Below are 18,689 nucleotides of genomic sequence, written 5' to 3'. Positions count from 1 at the left end.
CGCCGCCCCCGCCTCCCGCCGCATCCGGCGCTCCTCATCCGCTTCCGCCTCCCCCTCGACGAGGAGTCACGCATGAACCGTCTGACCTGGGCCTTCGCCGACGGATGGACCGTCACTCGGCGGGAGGTCACCCACTGGACCAGCCGCCCCGGCACGCTCATCGCCGGGCTGCTGTTCCCCGTCATGATCGTGCTGCTGTTCGCCTACCTGCTGGGCGGGGGGATCGAGGTCCCCGGCGGGGGCTACCGCGAGTTCCTCATGCCGGGCATGTTCGCCCTGACCATGGTCTTCGGCCTGGAGGGCACGTTCACGGCGATCGGCAACGACGTCACCAAGGGCGTCACCGACCGGTTCCGCTCACTGCCGATGGCCTCATCCGCGGTGGTGTCGGGGCGGGCGGCGGCCGACATGCTGACCTCGGTGCTGTCGCTGGCGGTGCTGATCGTCTGCGGGCTGGCCGTCGGCTGGAGCGCGCACAACGGGTTCGGCGACGCCCTGGCGGCGGTCGGGCTGCTGCTGTGGCTGCGCTTCTCGCTGCTCTGGATGGGCATCTGGCTCGGGCTGAAGATCCGCAACCCGGAGGCCGTGATGGCGATCCAGATCCTGGTGTGGCCGATCGGCTTCCTGTCCAGCGCGATCACCTCACCGGAGACGATGCCGGGCTGGCTGGGCGTGATCGCCGACTGGAACCCGCTGTCGTCGACGGCGGCGGCGACCCGGGAGCTGTTCGGCAACCCGGGCTGGGCCAACGACACGTGGGCGGCGGCGCACGCGGTCGAACTGGCGCTGGCCTGGCCGCTGGTGATCACGGCGGTGTTCGCGCCGCTGTCGGTCCGCGCCTACCGGAACCTGTCCCGTTAGGTGCCGCCAGTGCGGGGGCCGTACAGGCCTTCAAGCTGGTATTCCAGGCTCTCTGTCGTGGTGAAGCAGGCGAACAAGGGATGGTGCAGGGGGTCGTCCGTGTTGAGTTCGAGCGCGTGCGCCGCGCGTTTGGACGCGTGGATGATACGTATCGGCTGCTGTGCGTCCGGGACAGGCCGCGCCCCTTGGGTCTCGTCCACATCCATGATCGTCAATTGCCAGCGGACAATGGACGTAAGCCGTTTGCCCATTACAGGCAGAAGGCGGGCCAGGTGCGTGGACAGCGGCGGATCGTCGGGGCGTGCGACCAGGTAGTCGTTGAGCCAGTTGCCGGTTTCGGTGCACCAGGTTCCACCGGCCAGCTCGGCGGTCCACCCGGCGAAGCACATCCCCTGAGGAGAGCGCCAGCTCTGCGGCGCGTGGGAAATCGGGCCGATGGCCGCGTCCGGGCCGGGCAGGGTCTTGATGAAGTCGAGCACTGCCCAGGCCAGCACGCCTCCTCTCTGTCCGGACAGGTCGGGTCGGGTGACTGCGCGGGTCATGGGCTGCCCTTTCTTCGCGTGGGGCAGGTGCCTACCGCCATATCCGCCCCAGCCCCCACCGGCGTTACCGGGCTCCGTGTTCCGGTCTAATTGAAGGAGTGTTCCGGTCGGGCCGGGTGGGACCATCCCCTCTCGTTAGGCTGACCGGTATGTCACACGAGTTCGAAGTCCGTGAGGAAATCGTCCTGCCCGCGTCTCCTGATGAGGTGTGGGAGGCGATCGCGACCGGCCCGGGCATCGACTCGTGGTTCATGGGCGCCAACGATCTGGAGCCGGGCGTCGGCGGGGCGGGGCGGCTGACGGTGGCCGGGTTCACCACCCATTCGGCCGTCACCGGATGGGAGCCGGGTGAGCGGCTGGCCTACGAGAGCGAGAAGGCCGCCGACGGGTCGTTCATGGCGTTCGAATATCTGCTGGAGGGCCGCGAGGGCGGGAGCACCGTCCTGCGGTTCGTCCACAGTGGGGTGCTGACCGGCGACTGGGAGGACCAGTACGACGCCCTGTCCGTGGGCGACGGCCTCTACCTGCGCAAACTCCACGCCTATCTGACGCACTTCCCGGGCGTGACCGCCGATTACGCGCTGTTCGAGATCGGCCGCCCCACCCCCGATGCCGCGAGGATGTGGGCGGCCTTTCTCGACGCCTTCTCCCTGGGGCAGCCACCGGAGAAGGGCCGCGTCAGCGTTCCCGGGCTGAACCCCGACGACGCGCAGGTCGTGTTCGCCGAGGCGGGGTTCCTGTGTGTGGTGACCGCGACGTCGCTGTTCACGCTCGTCCACGGCTACCGCGACGCCGTCGTCGCGGAGCACCACGCGTTTCCCGGGGAGATTCCCGAGGCTCAGGCCGTGGCGGCCTGGCAGAGCTGGCTGGGGTCGATCTAGCCCGTGTCGATTTAGCCGGTGTAGACGGGGTAGCCGTAGCCGACGACGTCCGCCGACTGGCGTTCGCGCACTTCGACGGCGCCGTTGCCGGTGTTGCCCTCGACGGTCTCGATGGTGCCGTCGCCGTTGTCCTTGACGACGAAGCCGACGTGCTGGATGTCGTGGATGTTCTTGCCGCCGTTCCAGTCGAAGAAGACGACCGCGCCGGGCACGGGGGCGGTGCCCCAGCGGTTGTTCTGCTCGAACCATTCGGCGTGGCGGACGGTGTAGGCGTCCTCGCCCATGACGGGGCTGATGCCGAGCTGGTCGCCGACCCAGCTGACGAACATGTCGCACCAGGGGGCGTTCGCATAGGCGAAGCGGTTGCCGCCGTCCCGCAGGACGGTCTCGCCGGCGCGCTCGGAGTTCATGTACCAGTCGTGGAACTTGGTTCCGCCGCCGTACATGTTCTCGCTGACGCCGACCTGGCTCTTGGCGAGGTGGAGCACCTGCTGGGCGCTGACCTTCGGCAGTCGCTTGGCGACCTCCAGCAGAGGGCTGTAGGCCAGGGCGACACCTCCGGGTGCCGCTCCCGCGGGGGCGGCGGCTTCGGCGTGGGCGACGGCGGGGGTGAGGTCGACGGCGGCGATGGTGCCGCCGGTGACCATGGTCGACGTCAGTACGCCGGAGAGCAGGACAGCGCGAATTCCAGGTTTGGGGGCTCGCATGGGTGGGGTTGACTCCTTGCTTCCATGCGCCTACCGGGTTAGCTGACGGATTCGGGCGTGGAAGCCGCCCTACGGCCTGTCCTGAGGGGAGGTTCAGGCCGATTCACCCCAGAGGACCCGGTGTGTGCTTGGTGATCGGGAGAGGGATCACCGGGTCCTCGCTGGTTCCCCGGTTCCGCGCGGGGCGCGCGGATTCGGCGATCTCTAGTTGTCGTCCTTAGGCGGCCGACCTGCAGTTATGCAGGTCACACCGCCTCGAGTTCCCCAGAAGGTAGTACAACTCCTAAAAACGGTCAAACTTGGACAATCAACTCAGTGGGGGAGTAACGTCAGCGCCACCCGTCGGGGTCGACGCCGCCGGGCACCGGACCGGGCGGCCCGTAGGGCTCCCGGGTGAAGACGAACGTGTTGAGATCGAGGTGGACACCCTCGCCGGTGGTGACCACGCGCAGCGTCTCGCCGGCGTAGTAGCCGTCGAGGCCGAGCCAGGTGCCGTCGGCGAGCGCGGCGAACCGGGAGGCGCGGCCGGTCTCGCCCACGGGCGCCAGCGCCAGGCCCCGGCCGGGCAGCGCGCGCATGACGTAGGCGGCCGGTCCCCAGTACCAGGGGCCGGTGAGGGCCAGCAGGTCGTCGTCGATCGGCGCGGGCCGCCATTCGGCCGGCAGCGGCGGCTCGTGGGCGTCGAGAATGTCGAGCAGGTCGCCGGTCAGGGCGTTGCCGCGCACGCCGCTGGTGGTGTTGGCCAGGAACAGCACGCCCACCCCGTCGCCGGGGTCGGTGTAGACGGTGGCCAGGAAGCCGGGCATCGACCCGGTGTGCCCGGCCAGCCGCCGCCCGTTGTGGCGGCGCACCTGCAATCCCAGGCCGTAGCCGGACGTCCACGCCGGACCGTCTTCGATCGTGGCGGGCTCGCGCATCTCGGCCATCGTGGCCGGGCGCAGGATCCCGGCGCCGTCGCCGCCGACGAAGACCGCCCAGCGGGCCAGGTCGGCCGGGGTGCACCAGAACTGCCCGGCCGGCGCCAGCGCGACGGCGTCGTGCTCGGGTTCGGGCAGCAGCACGTCGGCCCACGGGTGCACGGCGTATCCGGTCGCGTGCGGGGCGCGCGGCCGCTCGGTCGTGTCGCGCATGCCCAGGGGATGCAGAACCTCCTCCTGGACGATGTCCGCCCACCCCCGGCCCCTCTTGCGCGCGACCACCTCGCCGAGGAAGCCGAAACCGATGTTGGAGTAGTGGAAGCGCCGCCCCGGGCGGTGGCGGTTGGTCATCGGGTCGAGCATGGCCACCAGGTCGGCCATCGGCACGCCGGGGGTGCGCTCCCACCACGGCCCTGGCGGCTCGGCCGTCAGGCCGGAGGTGTGCGACAGCAGCTGGGCGATCGTCACCTCGCCCGACGGGGTGCCCGGCAGGTGCTTGTCGAGGGGGTCGAGCAGGTCGAGGAGCCCTTCGTCGCGCAGCCGCATGATCATGACGGCGACCATGCTCTTGGTGATCGACCCGATCCTGAACTGGGTGGAGGCGGTCGGTGGGGCGTCCCCCACGCGGCCCCGGTAGCCGGACCAGATCAGCTCTCCGCCGCGGGTCAGGACGACCGCCAGGGCGGGGATGCGCGCGGTGGCCTGCTCGGTGGCCACGCGTAGCGCGAGGGCACGCGCCGTACTCTCCAAGACCATGGGGTCAGGCTATGGTCTACGCTCTGGCGCGTGGAATCGGGCTCCGTGATCGAAGCCGTCCTCGAACGGATCACCTACGCCAACGAGGAGACCGGCTACACCATCGCGCGGGTGGCCACCGAGCGGTCGGGCACCGACCTGCTCACGGTGGTGGGCCCGCTGCTGGGTGCGCAGCCGGGCGAGTCGCTGCGGCTGACCGGCCGCTGGACCGCCCATCCGCGGTACGGCAGGCAGTTCGAGGTCTGGTCGTACACCACCGTGCTCCCGGCGACGATCGCCGGCATCCAGCGCTATCTGGGCTCGGGGCTGATCAAGGGGATCGGGCCGAAGATGGCCGAGCGCATCACGATCCACTTCGGCGTCGACACCCTGCGCGTCATCGAGGAGGAGCCCAAGCGCCTGGTCGAGGTGCCGGGGCTGGGGCCCAAGCGGACCAAGCTGATCGCGGCCGCGTGGGAGGAGCAGAAGGTCATCAAAGAGGTGATGATCTTCCTGCAGGGGGTGGGCGTCTCCACGTCCATCGCGGTCCGGATCTTCAAGGAGTACGGCGACACCTCCATCGACGTCGTGCGCGCCGAGCCCTACCGGCTGGCCGACGACGTGTGGGGCATCGGCTTCAAGACCGCCGACACCATCGCCCAGGCGGTCGGCATCGCGGCCGACAGCCCCGAGCGGGTCAAGGCGGGCCTGCGCTACACCCTGTCCCAGGCCGCCGACGACGGCCACGTCTACCTTCCGGCGCCGAACCTGGTCGCCGACGCCGTCAAGATCCTCGGCCTGGAGCCAGATCTGGTCTCCCGCTGCCTCGACGAACTGGTCGTCGAGGAGGGGGTCGTCCGCGAGGAGATCCCGGTGACCGAGGGGACCGTCCCGGCGATCTACCTGGTGCCCTTCCACCGCGCCGAACGCTCGCTGGCCACCACGGTGCTGGGGCTGCTGCACTCCTCCCGCGACCGGCTGAAGGTCTTCGAGGACGTCGACTGGACGACCGCGCTGACCTGGCTTAAGACCCAGACCGGCGCCAACCTGGCCCGGGAGCAGGACCAGGCGGTGCGGCTGGCGCTGACCGAGAAGGTCGCGGTGCTGACCGGCGGGCCCGGCTGCGGCAAGAGCTTCACCGTCCGCTCGATCGTCACCCTGGCCCGCGCCAAGCGCGCCAAGGTCATCCTGGCCGCCCCGACCGGCCGCGCCGCCAAACGGCTGGCCGAGCTGACCGGGCACGAGGCCACCACCGTCCACCGCCTGCTGCAGTTGCGGCCCGGCGGCGACCCGACCTTCGACCGCGACAACCCGCTCGACGCCGACCTGGTCGTGGTCGACGAGGCCTCGATGCTCGACCTGCTGCTGGCCAACAAACTGGCCAAGGCGGTCGCTCCGGGCGCCCATCTGCTGTTCGTGGGCGACGTCGACCAGCTTCCCTCGGTCGGCGCCGGTGAGGTGCTGCGCGACCTGCTGGCCGCGCCCGACGTGCCACGCGTGCGGCTCACCCAGATCTTCCGCCAGGCCCAGCAGTCGGGCGTGGTCGTCAACGCCCACCGCGTCAACGGCGGCCAGATGCCGCTGGTGCGCGAGTTCCCCGATTTCTTCCTGTTCCCCGCCGAGGACCCCGACGAGATCGCCGCCCTCACCGTGGACGTGGTCGCCAAGCGCATCCCGGGCAAATTCGGCCTCAACCCGCGCCGCGACGTCCAGGTCCTAGCCCCGATGCACCGGGGTGCGGCCGGAGCCGGGGCGCTCAACGGGGCGTTGCAGGAGGCGCTCACCCCGTACAGGGAAGGGATGCCCGAACGCCGGTACGGCGGGCGGGTCTTCCGCGTCGGCGACAAGGTCACCCAGCTGCGCAACAACTACGACAAGGGCGCCGCCGGGGTCTTCAACGGCACCGTCGGCGTGGTGACCGCGATCCTGCCCGACGACGGCAAGCTGACCGTCCTGACGGATGAGGACGAGAGCGTCGACTACAGCTTCGATGAGCTGGACGAACTCGCCCACGCCTACGCCGTGTCCATCCATAGGTCTCAAGGGTCGGAATATCCGGCGGTGGTCATACCGTTGGCGACTTCCGCATGGATGATGCTGCAGCGGAACCTGCTCTACACGGCGATCACCCGGGCCAAGCGCCTGGTCGTCGTGGTGGGTTCGCGCCGGGCGCTCGGCCAGGCGGTTCGCGTGAAGGGCGCCGGACGCCGGCACACCGGGCTCACTCACCGGCTGCTCTGACCCGGGTCTTACCCGCAGGTCAGGACCCAGTTGTGGCATCGCTACCGAATTGTGAGTCAAGTCAGGTGAAAGTGGCTCACAAGCCAGGTAAGCCCTAATAGGGTTTTGTATGCGCTTTGCCACTGTGGGGGAGTAGTTGTGAACAGCAAGACCAGTCGCTGGAAACTGCCTTTCGTCACGGCCGCCGTCGTGATGACGGCGGTACTGACGGCATGCTCGGGGGGAACCACGCCGACGACGCCGGGGGGCGGCACGGCCGAGGGCGGCGGCGACAAGCCCGCCGTGGCCGCGCCGACGCTCAAGGTGTCACCCGCGGAGGGGGCCGTGAAGGTCCGCCCCGACAAGAAGGTCGTCGTGGTGGCCGCCGGTGGCGAACTCGACGAGGTGACCGTCCAGTCGCAGGGCGCGCAGATCGAGGGTGAACTCGACGCCACCCGCACCAAGTGGACCTCCAACAAGCCGCTGAAGCCCTCCACCACCTACACGGTGTCGGCCAAGGCGACCGGTGCGGGCGGCCCGGCCGCTCTGACCAGCGAGTTCACCACGTTGAAGCCCAAGCGGGAACTGGCCGTCATCGACATCACCCCCGGCATCAAGGGGGAGACCGTCGGCGTCGGCATGCCGATCACGGTCACCTTCAACAACGACGTCACCAACAAGGCCGCCGTCGAGGCCGCCCTGGTCGTGGAGTCGCAGAAGAAGGCCGTGGGCGCGTGGCGGTGGATCTCCGACCGGGTGGTCATGTATCGCACCGCCAAATACTGGCCGGCCCACCAGAAGGTCGTCTTCACCGCCGACCTGGCCGGGGTGCGCGGCGCGGGCGACATGTGGGGCACCAAGTCGTACACCCAGTCGATCAAGATCGGCGCCTCGCAGATCAGCAAGGTCGACACCCGCACCCACCAGATGGTCGTGCGCGTCGACGGCAAGGTGAAGCTGCGCATGCCGATCAGCGCCGGCAAGGGCGACACCCGCGAATACACCACCACCAGCGGCGTGCACCTCACGATGTCGCGGCACAACCCCGAGATCATGATCTCTCCCGGTAAGAAGGAGGGCGATCCCGGCTACTACAAGGAGATCGTCAACCACGCGGTGCGGATCTCCAACTCGGGCGAGTACGTGCATTCGGCGCCGTGGTCGGTCGGCTCGCAGGGCCGCGCCAACGTCAGCCACGGCTGCATCAACGCCAGCCCGACGCAGGCCAAGTGGTTCTACGACCACTTCCAGCGCGGTGACGTCGTCGACATCACCGGCACCAACCGTGAGCTGGAGTGGAACAACGGCTGGGGCTACTGGCAGATGTCGTTCGCCAAGTGGAAGCAGGGCAGCGCCCTGGAGGCGTAACAGGTGGCCTAACGGACTCCGATCTTCATCAGGAAGAACGCCCCCACGAACTTGATCACGACGACGCTGATCACGACGCAGAAGACGATGAACGCGGGCCGGTGCTCAAAGTGCCGGCCCTCTTTCAGTGGAGGCCGCTTGGCCACCCGGTCGGCGATCCGCTCTTCCAGGGGCTTACGCGCAAACATGGCCCCAACGTTACCCTTAGCCGCCACTATGGGTCGGTGAAGGTTCACCACCTCAACTGCGGCACGATGCGCCCCCCGGGCGGTTTCACCATCGTCTGCCACTGCCTGCTCCTGGAGACCAGCCGTGGCCTGTGCCTCGTCGACACCGGCTTCGGCATCGGAGAGGCGACGTTCGGCGCCCTGCCCGGCTACTACCGGCCGCTCGTCCGCCCGGTGCTGGCCGACTCGGAGGCGGCCCTCAACCAGGTGATCGCGCTGGGCCTGGACCCGCGCGACGTCCGCGACATCGTGGTGACCCATCTCGACGTCGACCACGCCGGGGGGTTGCGCGACTTCCCGTGGGCCCGCGTCCACCTGCACGCCGCCGAACACGCGGCGGCGACCCGGCCGACCAACTCCGCCGACAAGGGGCGGTACCGGTCGCGCCAGTGGGAGCACGGGGTCGACTGGATGACCTACGACGACCGGGGCGGCGACACCCTGTTCGGCCTGTCGGCGATCCGCCCCCTGCACGACCTTCCCCACATGGCGCTGATCCCGCTGGCGGGGCACTCGCGCGGCCATTCGGGGGTGGCGGTCGACACGGGGGACGGCTGGCTGCTGCACGCGGGCGACGCCTACTGGTTCCACGGCGAGGTCGCCTCACCGCCCCACTGCCCGCGCGCCCTGTCGTTCACCCAGCGCGTGATCGCCAACGACCACCGGCAGCGCCTGGAGAACGTGGCGCGGCTCCGTGAACTTCCCGCCGATGTACGTGTGTTCAGCGCCCACGATCCCCATGAGCTCGACGTGGCCGTCTCCTGAACCGGCGCAGCGCCGAACCGCCCGAGCGCTTCCTCGTGGCCGCGCACATCAGGCAGCGGCAGCAGCCGATTTTGTCGGTGGCGAGGTGCACTATGGCGGGTATGGTGTTCCGAGCAGGAGCGCCGCGGCCTCGACAACGGCTCGTAGACTTGGGCGGGGGCTGGATCGCACGAACGGGGAATCGCAGTGATCGGTCGCATCGCGCTCGCCGTGCTCACTTTCCTTTCGTTACCGGTCCTCGCGGCGTGCTCCGAGCCCGACGTGAAACCGTTGCTGGAAGACCCGTCCCAGTGGCCGCTGGCCCGGTTGACGGGCTTTGCCGACCGGCCGGAACAGCTGCCCGACGAGGCGGAGCGGGCGCTGGCGCGGATCAAAGTCGGCTCCCACGACCTGATCGCGTGGATCCACCCCTCCGGTCTGTGCGGGCTGGCCGGCTCCGACTGGAGCATGAACATCGACCTGACCAAGGCCGAGGGGCAGACGACACGGGAGAACGGGTTCTCCGGTCCGCTGGAATCGGCGGCGGCCACGTCCATGCAGAGTGAGGTCTCCCTCTTCTGCACCCCCACCAGGATGTTGATCAGAGTCGACGGTCAGACCTCGAAACCCTTCGTCTCCGGCGACGCCGCCGCGCAGGTCGTCAACGGTGGTCTCAACGCCGTCGTCGGGTCGGAGGCGGCACTCCAGGAGTCGCTGCCCGCTGCGAACATCACCAAGGGCGGATAGGCGTAGGCTGGGTGGCGCGCTCAGGGCGCGACCGATCCGCGGGAAGGGCCGAGCCCACCTGATGTTCCTCGAACGACCCGGCCCGACCTCTTTTCCGGCCTGATCACTGCGGATGCCAGGCCAGATGGAAACGAGGTTCCGGTGTCCCTGCGCCATCTGCCCGACAATCCCAGCGTCGAATGGCTGCGCAAGCAGGCCAAGACCCTCCTGCGGTCGGCGAAGGCGGGTGACCCCGAGGCGCTCGGGCTCGTCGCCGCGTTCCACCCCCGGCCGCCGCAGGCCCTCAAGCTGGCCGACGCCCAGCTCGTCACCGCCCGCAGTTACGGCTTCGCGAGCTGGCCCCGGCTGCGCGACCACCTCGGCACCGTGGCCCGCTACTCCCGCTCCCCGCACCTGGTCGAGCCCCGCGGCGACCTCCCCGACGAGTTCCTGCGCCTGGCCTGCCTCACCTACGGCGCCGACCATCCGGGCCGGACCGGGCAGGCCGACCTGCTGCTGGCCCGCCAGCCGGACCTCGCCACCGCGAACGTCTTCACCATGGCCGCCACCGGCTCCTCCGACGCCCTGGCCGACGCGCTGGCCGCCGATCCCGCGCTCGCCCGCGCGCAGGGCGGCCCGTTCGACTGGGAGCCGCTGCTCTACCTGACCTACGCCCGCCTCCAGGCCCCCGGCCGGTCCGTCGAGGCGGCCCGGCTCCTGCTCCGGCACGGCGCCGACCCGGACGCGGGGTTCCTGTGGGACGGGTTGACCTCGCCGTTCACGGCGCTGACCGGGGCGTTCGGAGGTGGAGAAGGCGACCAGCCGGCGCATCCGCAGGGGCTCGCGCTGGCGCGGGTGCTGCTGGAGGCGGGCGCCGATCCCAACGACGGACAGACCCTCTACAACCTGGGGCTCGGCGGGTCCTTCACCGATGACACCGCGCATCTCGACCTGCTGCTGGAGTTCGGGCTGGGACGCGACCGGCGGGGGCCGTGGCAGGCCAGGCTCGGTCCGACGATCCAGTCTCCGGGACGGTTGTTGCGTGAGGAACTGGCGACGGCGGCGCTCCGGGGTGGTCCGCGCCGGGCCGGGCTGCTTCTCGCGCATGGGGTGGACATAGACGCGGTGGGCGCGCATCCGGCCTTTGGCGGGCGGACTCCGTATGAGCTCGCCCTGCTCAACGGGCACACCGAGGTCGCCGACCTCCTCTTTGAGGCTGGTGCCTCGGCGGAGCTGGGGGAGATGGAGGCGTTCACGGCCGCGTGCATGCGTGCCGACGCCGAGGCGGTCACCGGGTTCGGCACGGAGCTGTCGGCCCGGGCGCTCGCGCTTCATCCGGAGCTGATCAACCGGGCGGCGGGGCAGGGGAAGACGGCGGCGGTGCGGCTGCTGGCCTCACTGGGCTTCGACGTCGACCACCTCCACCAGTCCACGCCGCTGCACGACGCGGCCTGGAACGACGACGTGGACACGGTCACCGCGCTGATCGATCTCGGCGCCGACCCGACGATCAGGGACACGCGCTTCAACGCGACCCCACTCGGCTGGGCCGAACACGGCGGCAAGCACCGTGTGGAGGCCATCCTGCGCGAGACGGGCCAAACTCCGCGCCGGTGACCACAGGCATGGAATCTCCCTCCTTCCCGGCATTTTATGCAGGGCCGGTTAGGCTCAAATTCGCCTTTGCAGGTAACATGAGTGGAGCGATTAGGGTTGGGCGACGTGTTCGTGATGGACGAAACGGTTTAGGTCATGCTGGACCGGAAGTCGGTGAATCTCTCCGTACCGGCAAGGGCTCTTGGTGCGGTGTGGTCGGGTCGATCGAAGGCGGAGGTGCAGGGTATGACGACGTCTCCGAATGGTGGGCGCTCCTCTGGTGGTGCGGGCACGCCGATGCGGTGGGATCGTCAGCGGACCGATGCCGTCGACGAGGCCGCGCTGCCGGGGCTGGCCCGCATGTCGAACCTGGTGCGGAGTGTGCGGACGCCGGAGTTCCAGGGGGTGACCTTCCACGAGGTCCTGGCCAAGAGCGCGCTGAACAAGGTTCCCGACGACGCGCGGATGCTGCCGGGCGAATGGACGCTCAACCCCTACCGGGGCTGTTCGCACGCGTGCCGCTACTGCTTCGCCCGGCCCACCCACACCCATCTCGCCCTGAACATGGCCGAAGACTTCGACCGCGAGATCATCGTGAAGGTCAACATCGTCGAGGTGCTCAAGGGTGAGCTGGCGCGCAAGCGGAAGCTGCCGCCGCGCGTCGCGTTCGGCACCAACACCGATGTGTACCAGCGCGCCGAAGGCCGCTACCGGCTGATGCCCGGCATCATCGAGGCGCTCACCGCCGCGCGGGTGCCCTTCTCGGTCCTGACGAAGGGCACCCTGATCCGGCAGGACCTCCCCCTGCTGGTCAAGGCGAGCGCCGTGACGACGGTGCACCTGGGCATCTCGGTCTCCCTGCCGGACCCCGAGCTGCAGCAGTCCGTGGAGCCGGGCACCGCGACCACCCGGGCTCGGCTGGACACCGTGCGAGCGATCCGGGAGGCGGGCCTGGACTGCACGGTCTTCCTCGCTCCTGTGCTGCCCGGACTGAGCGACGGCCCCGAGCAGCTGGAGGAGATCGTCCGGGCGGTGGCGGAGGCCGGCGCGACGGGCGTGCACTGGACGCCGCTCTATCTCGCCTCGGGCGTGAAAGACGTGTTCATGGCGTGGCTGCGCGCCCACCATCCCGAACTCGTCGAGACCTACACGCGGCTGTACTCGCACGGCTCGGAAGTTCAGCCCGCCTACCGCGAGGAAGTCCGGTCCCGCCTGTTCCCGCTCCTGACCCGGTATGGGATCCCGCTGCCGGACCGGGCCACCGACGACAAGTTCGCCCTGCACGGCCGCCGCGGCCGGCCCGACCCCCCGCAACAGGCGACCCTGTTCTGACGCCCGATGCGCTGCTGGTGACCGCCCGTCATCAGGTGCCGGTAGGCGACGTGTCCTGTTGCGTGCGGCGGCGCTCGCGCATGGTGCGCATCGCGGCGCGGGAGGAGCAGGTGGAGCCGCAGTACATCTGGGCTCCGTTCTTCGTGCGGTCCATGAAGCCGTGCCGGCAGGGATGGCTGCAGCAGGCCTTCATGCGGTGCCAGTCGCCGCGCTGGATGATCTCGTTCGCGGCGGCCAGGACGTCGCCGAACACGTGGGCCGCGCCGCGGTTGTGGCCGGTGACGGTGGATCCGGCCGCCGAGATGGCGATGCGCACCGGGTAGAGGCCCGCTGCGTGGGTCAGCTGGCGTTCGGCGGCCATGATCTGCTCCGGGGTGGCCTCCTGGTGGGCGGAGTGTGCCAGGAGCATCATCAGCAGCGCCGCGCGGAGCTCACGCGCGGCCACCGCTTCGGACTCGCTGACGGTCTCGTCGCCGATCAGCCCTCGTTCGCGAGCCCATGCGGAGAAGTCGGCCGCGCTGCCGAAGCGTTCGGTGCGGCCCGTGCCGTCGGCGCGCGAGTTCACGAAGCCCAGCACGGTCTCCACCGGCCCGCCCACAGGCTCTTCGCCGATCGTCGTCCGCGCCACACCTCCAACCTACTGCAAAACCGTTTTACCCATCATGAGGGTGCGGATTTTCCGGGCCCACACAAATCTTGTTATTTTCGAACGGAACAAAGAGATAACCATCCTCGTGTTACGTTCGTCCTCGCAGAGTGGGAGCAACGTTCTCAAGTTCGCCTCCCGTCTGGCAGGTGCACCCGATCCGCCGGGCGTGGGTCTTGCTGTTCGCCGATACCTTCGGCGTCGCGGGGCGTGGTGGCGCGGCCGGTTGGCGCCGGATACGGTGCGGAACCCGGTGCGGTGGGCGGTGCCGGGGTGGGCGGAGCCGTAACGGGAGAAGAAAGAAAAACTCCGGCGACGGCGCCGCGCTTTCCCGCGTTGCTCAGCCTTCGGCGGGGTGGGGTTTGTAGGCGACGATCGCCGCGTTGGCGCCGGCCGCTTCCAGGGGGAGGGTGCGGATGTCGGTGAAGCCCGTTTCGAGGAGCCAGGTGCGGTATTCGGCGTAGGTGTAGTTGTAGCCGCCCGCGGTCTCGATGAGCATGTTGATGCCCATCATCGCGGCCGGTGCGGGGCCGGTTTCGTCGTCGTCGAGGACGAGTTCGCAGATGATGACGGCGCCCCCTTCGGGCAGGGCGGTCCAGACCTTGTGGAGCAGGCGGCGGCAGGCCGGTTCGTCCCAGTCGTGCAGGATCATGCTCAGCAGCACCACGTCGTGGCCGGTGGGGAGGGGGCCGTCGGCGTGGAAGTCGCCGTCGACGGCGGTGATCGCGTCGGACATGCCCAGCTCCGCGATCCGGTCGCGGGCCATCGCGGCGACGCTCGGCAGGTCGTAGACGGTCGCGGTGAGGTGCGGGTAGGCGCGGCACAGCCCGACAGGGAACGGGCCCGCGCCGCCGCCGACGTCGAGGAGCCTGCGGTGACGGGCGAAGTCGTGGGCATGGGCGAGCGCGTCGGCGGTGAAGGACGACAGGGTGAACATCGCCTTCCAGAAGCTGTCCAGGATCCCGGGGTCCTGGGTGACGAAGGCACTCTCCTGGGCGGCCGAATCCCAGGTGGTGGGGCGGTTGGTGTGCAGGGCCTCCTGGAGGCGGTGCCAGGCCGGGTAGCCGTAGACGTCCGAGTAGGTGACGAAGCCGCCGAAGTAGGCGGGGCGGCCGGTGACGAGGAACTCCTCGGCCATCGGTGAGTTGCGGTAGGTGTCGCCGTCCTTGTCGAGCAGGCCGAGCGCCGTCGAGGAGCTGAGGAGCATCCGGGCGGGGCGGGGGTGCAGGCCGAGTTGGGCGGCGACTTTCGCGGCGGTCGCGTCGGGGTGGCGGGACAGCAGGGTGAACAGGCCCAGGTCGACGCCCGCGGCGAGGACCTTGAAGCGCCAGAAGCCCGTGGTCAGGTCCATGAGCGGGATCGGGGTCAACGTCATGGTGGGCACCAGTGAATCCGTCATGGTGACTTATAGTATCGCTGTCATTACTCTTAGTTACGTTTGGAGTGGCCGCCGACCATGGAATCAGGGCTGACTTTGCCGATGCCCGACGCGCTGCCGTCGGAGCTGCCGGAGGTGGAGGCCCGGCTGCGCGATCTGCTCGGCGCGCTGCCGCACGACTACGACGCGGCCATGACGACCGGCCCCGAAGCGGCGCGGATCCGCGCCGACCTGCTCGCCTGGGCGGGCGGCCATCTCGGGCAGGGCGGCGATCCCGGCGACACCGAGGCCCGGGGGAGCGGCGTCCACGACCGGTTCTTCCACGTCGCCCGCGCCGCCGGCGACGCCGCCGAACTGCTGGCGGGGGCGCTGCTCGTCAGCGACCTGCTGGTGATGGACGACCTGGCCTCCAGCGGCAGCACTCTGGACGCCGACCCCGACAACATGCTGCTGGGGGTGACCGGGTTCCTCACCGGTCTGATCACGCCCGCCGCCAAGGTCGCGCCCTGGGGCGCCGCCGACGACGTCGCCGCGGCCGACCACCGCTGGCTGGTGGGGCATCAGCGGTTCTTCGTGCAGTTGCAGCTGCTGGTCGTGGTCGTGCGGCAGCTGCACGGGGCGGAGTCGGCGATGCGGCAGGCCGAGACGGTGCAGACGTTCGGCTGGCTGTGCCGCAGCGCGGCGCTGTCGATGCGCTACGCCGCCGACTTCCCCGCCGCCCTGTACGAGATCGTGCGCGACACGATGACGCCTCCGGCGGTCAACGCCGGGTTCAGCGGGCTGCAGACCCGCGACCATCACGCGCTGGTGGTGGCGCTGCGGCGGCTGAAGAAGGACGGCGTCATCGACGCCCTCACCCCCGCGACCGGACGTGCCCTGAACGCGGCGATGACCGACCTCTACGACGCCCATCTGTGGGTGTGCGACCGGTTCGGCGGCTCGGAGGGGCCGAGCCTGCTCATGGAGCAGGCGTCCACACCGGAGACGGGCGTCGCCTCGGCCGAGAAGCTCGCCCGTCAGCGGCTGCGCCTGATCGCGCGGGACTGACCCCGATGACTCTGCTTCTGGGCCCCAACGCGGGCCGGTTCCGGCAGCGTGACATCACGGCCGTCCTGCGTCCGGCCGATGTCGCCTCGACGGTGGCGGCGGTGGTCGCCGCGCGGGCCGGCGGGTTGCGGCTGCACCCGGTCAGCACCGGCCGCAACTGGGGGCTCGGGTCGCGTGAGCCGGTGGCCGACGGCACGGCGCTGCTGGATCTGTCGGGGCTCTCCCAGATCAGGGAGGTCGACGTCCGGGCGGGGTACGCGATCGTCGAACCAGGGGTGACGCAACAGGCGCTCGCGGCGGCGCTGGCCGGGACCGGGCGGATGCCCAACCTGACCGGCGCCTCGCTGAGCACGAGCGTGCTGGGGAACCTCGTCGAACGCGGGGTCGGCCTCCACCGGCAGCGGACCGAGGACCTTGCCGGGCTCGAGGTGGTGCTGGCCGACGGGACGGTGGCCCGGGTGGGCTGGTGGCCCGACACCGCGCATCCCGCCGCGGTGTATCCGCACGGGGTGGGGCCGTCGCTGAACCACCTGTTCACGCAGTCGGATCTGGCGGTGGTCACGGCCGCGGTCGTCCGGTTGCCGCCTCGGCCTGAGGCGGTGCGGATTCTGCCGTTCACGTTTCCGGAGGAACGGCTGGCCGACGCGGTCGACCTGTTGCGGGAGTGGACGGCGCAGCGGCTCGTGCCGCCCTGCTCCAAGATCTACAACCCGGTCACGGCGCGGGGGTACGTGTCCGACGGGTCGTGCCTGGCGCAGGTTTGCCTGAGCGGGGCGTCGGCGCTGGTGGAGGCCGTGGCGGGGATTCTCGCGTCGCTCGCTCCTGCCTGGCTGGCGCCCGGTCCTCCGGCGGCTGCGGGGGAGGCGGTGCGGGCCGCCTACTCCGGGTTGCCCGATCCTGACGACACGTTCTTCGCCAGGAAGTCGGCGGGTGGGGCCGAGGCGGTCGACGGGCGGGGGTTGCTGCTGTTCCTGCCGCTCATCCCGTTCACGGGGGTGGACGCGGTGCGGGCGGGGGCGCTGGCGTCCGGGGCGGCGCGGGGGCCGATCGGGCGGCCGGGGGTCATCATGAACGTCCTGGACGCCGACACCCTCGACCACCTGGTGTCGATCGGGTTCGATCCCGGTGACGAGGTGGCGGCCGCCGCCGCTCACGAGACGCTGTCGGTGCTGCATACCGAGTTCGCCGCCGCCCGGTATCACCCGTATCGGTATGACGTGGATCATCCGGCTCCGGGACGTGACGGGGTGGTGCGTGGCCGGATCAAGCACGCGCTGGACCCCGAAGGGGTGTTCGCGCCCGGCCGCCACTAGCGCGCCCGCCGTTGCGGCGCGGGCGGGCGCGGTCGGTCGGCGTTCGGTTGCGGTGCGCGCCCTCGGCGGCGGGCGGGGCCAGGGTAGGCGGAGCCGTAACGGAAGAAAATGCAGTTAGCGCAGGGCGGCGCCGAGCGGGGTGTCCTCGGCCGGGTCGAGCAGCGGGTCGAGGGTGATCGGGAGCTGGGACATGAACCGCGGCCTGGTCCCCCGGTGGGTCTGGGCGGCGTGGACGAGCAGCGGATGGCAGATGTACACGTCGCCCGGCTCACCGGTCGCATGGGCGACGGCCCGGTCGCGGCTGGCCTCGTCGAGGCGGGCCCCGTAGGCCATCAGGTCGACCTCGTCGTCGCCGAGCAGTGCGGCGGTGTCGCGCTGGGAGCCCGCGCGGATGCGGGTGGGGGCGTCGTCGGGGCCGACCTCGGAGAACAGGGTGAGCAGCAGCAGGCTGCGCGACCGCACGGCGATCTTCGACCAGTCGGCGCCCGCGTTGAGGTCGATGTGCCAGCCGGTGTCGCCCGCGTCGGGCAGGTTCGGGAAACGCACCGGGATGTTGCCGAGCGTGGTGCGCCTGCCCCAGCGGCCCGGTCCGGCGATCTGGTCGAGGGCGGCGGCCAGGCGCGGCGAGCCGATCATCTGCCCGAACGGCCCGAACCCGGCGGGGTCGGCGGTCCACACGACGGTCCGGGTCCAGCCCGCGGGGTCGTCGGGGGACAGGGCGATCTGCCGCCACAGGATGTCACGGGCGCCGTCGGCGACCTCGCGGGGGACGATGGCGGGCAGCTTCAGGAAGCCGTCACGGGCGAACGCGTCGAGATCGGCGGCGGAGAAGGGCGCGGACATGGCCGCGACGGTACTCAGATCCGCCCGCGCCGACCAACCATTTATCGCCCGGTGTGTCACAGGGCGCCGGGCCGTCTCGTCTCAGAGGGCGACAGTCCACCGATGAGGGAGCCCCACCATGGACGCACGCCTGGTCTTCACCCGGCACCCCGCCATCCGCCACCTCATGGCGGCCGGCCGGACCCTGAAGGAGTCGCCGCTTCCGGCCGCCACGCAGGAGCTGGTGGCGTTGCGCGTCAGCCAGCTCAACGGCTGCGCCGTCTGCCTCGACATGCACACCAAGGACGCCGCGGCCGCCGGGGAGACGCCGGTGCGGCTGCACCTGGTCGCGGCCTGGCGCGAGGCCACCGTCTACAGCGAAGCCGAGCGGGCCGCGCTCGCCCTGGCCGAAGCGGGCACCACGCTGCCCCGCGGGGTCGGCGACGAGGTGTGGGAGCACGCCGCCAAGCACTACGACGAGGAGCAGCTCACCGCGCTGGTGCTGCTGATCTCGTTCATGAACGCGGCCAACCGGCTGAACATCATCACCCGCCAGCCGGCAGGCGACTACGTGCCGGGCCACGTCCACTGATCGTCTTCTTCCGTGACGGGCCGGCAGGAGAGGAT

18 protein-coding genes and 1 riboswitch are annotated in these 18,689 nt (G+C 70.3%); of the genes, 11 read left to right on the top strand and 7 right to left on the bottom strand.

The annotated features are described in order from the left end of the window. Window positions 1-72: 72 nt before the first annotated feature. Complete coding sequence (locus ACYQ78_RS08390) at window positions 73-861, top strand: ABC transporter permease (RefSeq protein WP_459800746.1); 789 nt, start codon at window positions 73-75, stop codon at window positions 859-861. On the opposite strand, the gene ACYQ78_RS08385 is transcribed toward ACYQ78_RS08390, so the two are convergent. Continuing rightward, a complete protein-coding gene (locus tag ACYQ78_RS08385) occupies window positions 858-1,403 on the bottom strand; it encodes a hypothetical protein (protein ID WP_459800157.1) in 546 nt (181 codons plus the stop codon). The two genes, ACYQ78_RS08390 and ACYQ78_RS08385, sit on opposite strands and share 4 nt — an antisense overlap. A gap of 149 nt (window positions 1,404-1,552) precedes the next feature. On the opposite strand from ACYQ78_RS08385, the gene ACYQ78_RS08380 reads away from it, so the two are divergent. Beyond that, window positions 1,553-2,284: an SRPBCC family protein gene (locus tag ACYQ78_RS08380; protein ID WP_459800156.1), complete on the top strand. Its 732-nt coding sequence runs from the start codon at window positions 1,553-1,555 to the stop codon at window positions 2,282-2,284. A gap of 11 nt (window positions 2,285-2,295) precedes the next feature. On the opposite strand, the gene ACYQ78_RS08375 is transcribed toward ACYQ78_RS08380, so the two are convergent. Further along, on the bottom strand, window positions 2,296-2,991 hold the full coding sequence (locus ACYQ78_RS08375; protein WP_459800155.1) for a CHAP domain-containing protein: 696 nt from the start codon (window positions 2,989-2,991) through the stop codon (window positions 2,296-2,298). 12 nt (window positions 2,992-3,003) lie between these two features. Then, window positions 3,004-3,201: riboswitch (cyclic di-AMP (ydaO/yuaA leader) on the bottom strand. Between the two features lie 119 nt (window positions 3,202-3,320). Continuing rightward, window positions 3,321-4,664 (bottom strand): serine hydrolase domain-containing protein, encoded by a 1,344-nt coding sequence (locus ACYQ78_RS08370; protein ID WP_459800154.1) that lies wholly within the window; start codon window positions 4,662-4,664, stop codon window positions 3,321-3,323. Between the two features lie 30 nt (window positions 4,665-4,694). Here ACYQ78_RS08370 and recD2 point away from each other — a divergent pair, with 30 nt between their 5' ends. Together recD2 and ACYQ78_RS08360 are read left to right on the top strand one after the other, a co-directional pair. Then, window positions 4,695-6,884, top strand: a complete 2,190-nt coding sequence (gene recD2 / locus ACYQ78_RS08365) for an SF1B family DNA helicase RecD2 (protein ID WP_459800153.1) — start codon at window positions 4,695-4,697, stop codon at window positions 6,882-6,884. A gap of 138 nt (window positions 6,885-7,022) precedes the next feature. Next, window positions 7,023-8,231: a L,D-transpeptidase gene (locus tag ACYQ78_RS08360; protein WP_459800152.1), complete on the top strand. Its 1,209-nt coding sequence runs from the start codon at window positions 7,023-7,025 to the stop codon at window positions 8,229-8,231. Between the two features lie 8 nt (window positions 8,232-8,239). Here the strand turns inward: ACYQ78_RS08360 and ACYQ78_RS08355 are convergent, their stop codons facing one another. After that, window positions 8,240-8,419, bottom strand: coding sequence for a hypothetical protein (locus ACYQ78_RS08355; RefSeq protein WP_459800151.1), 180 nt, complete (start codon window positions 8,417-8,419; stop codon window positions 8,240-8,242). Window positions 8,420-8,455: 36 nt separating this feature from the next. On the opposite strand from ACYQ78_RS08355, the gene ACYQ78_RS08350 reads away from it, so the two are divergent. The 4 genes from ACYQ78_RS08350 to ACYQ78_RS08335 all read left to right on the top strand — a co-directional run bounded on the left by ACYQ78_RS08350 (window position 8,456) and on the right by ACYQ78_RS08335 (window position 12,856). Then, complete coding sequence (locus ACYQ78_RS08350; RefSeq protein WP_459800150.1) at window positions 8,456-9,223, top strand: MBL fold metallo-hydrolase; 768 nt, start codon at window positions 8,456-8,458, stop codon at window positions 9,221-9,223. Between the two features lie 186 nt (window positions 9,224-9,409). Further along, complete coding sequence (locus tag ACYQ78_RS08345) at window positions 9,410-9,949, top strand: hypothetical protein (protein WP_459800149.1); 540 nt, start codon at window positions 9,410-9,412, stop codon at window positions 9,947-9,949. 141 nt (window positions 9,950-10,090) lie between these two features. After that, entirely contained in the window at window positions 10,091-11,545 is a 1,455-nt protein-coding gene (locus tag ACYQ78_RS08340) for an ankyrin repeat domain-containing protein (protein WP_459800148.1), read from the top strand. Window positions 11,546-11,770: 225 nt separating this feature from the next. Then, entirely contained in the window at window positions 11,771-12,856 is a 1,086-nt protein-coding gene (locus ACYQ78_RS08335) for an Rv2578c family radical SAM protein (RefSeq protein WP_459800147.1), read from the top strand. A gap of 31 nt (window positions 12,857-12,887) precedes the next feature. Here the strand turns inward: ACYQ78_RS08335 and ACYQ78_RS08330 are convergent, their stop codons facing one another. Both ACYQ78_RS08330 and ACYQ78_RS08325 read right to left on the bottom strand, forming a co-directional pair. Continuing rightward, complete coding sequence (locus ACYQ78_RS08330; RefSeq protein ID WP_459800146.1) at window positions 12,888-13,484, bottom strand: ABATE domain-containing protein; 597 nt, start codon at window positions 13,482-13,484, stop codon at window positions 12,888-12,890. 358 nt (window positions 13,485-13,842) lie between these two features. After that, window positions 13,843-14,901: a methyltransferase gene (locus tag ACYQ78_RS08325; protein WP_459800145.1), complete on the bottom strand. Its 1,059-nt coding sequence runs from the start codon at window positions 14,899-14,901 to the stop codon at window positions 13,843-13,845. Window positions 14,902-14,958: 57 nt separating this feature from the next. Here ACYQ78_RS08325 and ACYQ78_RS08320 point away from each other — a divergent pair, with 57 nt between their 5' ends. Then, complete coding sequence (locus ACYQ78_RS08320; protein ID WP_459800144.1) at window positions 14,959-15,927, top strand: hypothetical protein; 969 nt, start codon at window positions 14,959-14,961, stop codon at window positions 15,925-15,927. 5 nt (window positions 15,928-15,932) lie between these two features. After that, window positions 15,933-17,240, top strand: a complete 1,308-nt coding sequence (locus tag ACYQ78_RS08315) for an FAD-binding oxidoreductase (RefSeq protein WP_459800143.1) — start codon at window positions 15,933-15,935, stop codon at window positions 17,238-17,240. A gap of 114 nt (window positions 17,241-17,354) precedes the next feature. On the opposite strand, the gene ACYQ78_RS08310 is transcribed toward ACYQ78_RS08315, so the two are convergent. After that, a complete protein-coding gene (locus ACYQ78_RS08310; protein WP_459800142.1) occupies window positions 17,355-18,083 on the bottom strand; it encodes a phytanoyl-CoA dioxygenase family protein in 729 nt (242 codons plus the stop codon). 118 nt (window positions 18,084-18,201) lie between these two features. Here ACYQ78_RS08310 and ACYQ78_RS08305 point away from each other — a divergent pair, with 118 nt between their 5' ends. After that, window positions 18,202-18,654, top strand: a complete 453-nt coding sequence (locus ACYQ78_RS08305) for a carboxymuconolactone decarboxylase family protein (RefSeq protein WP_459800141.1) — start codon at window positions 18,202-18,204, stop codon at window positions 18,652-18,654. Window positions 18,655-18,689 lie beyond the last annotated feature (35 nt).

The sequence above is a fragment of the Herbidospora sp. RD11066 genome, from assembly GCF_054661255.1.
Note: the sequence above shows the minus strand (reverse complement) of the source record. Positions and strands in the feature narration are given on the sequence as shown.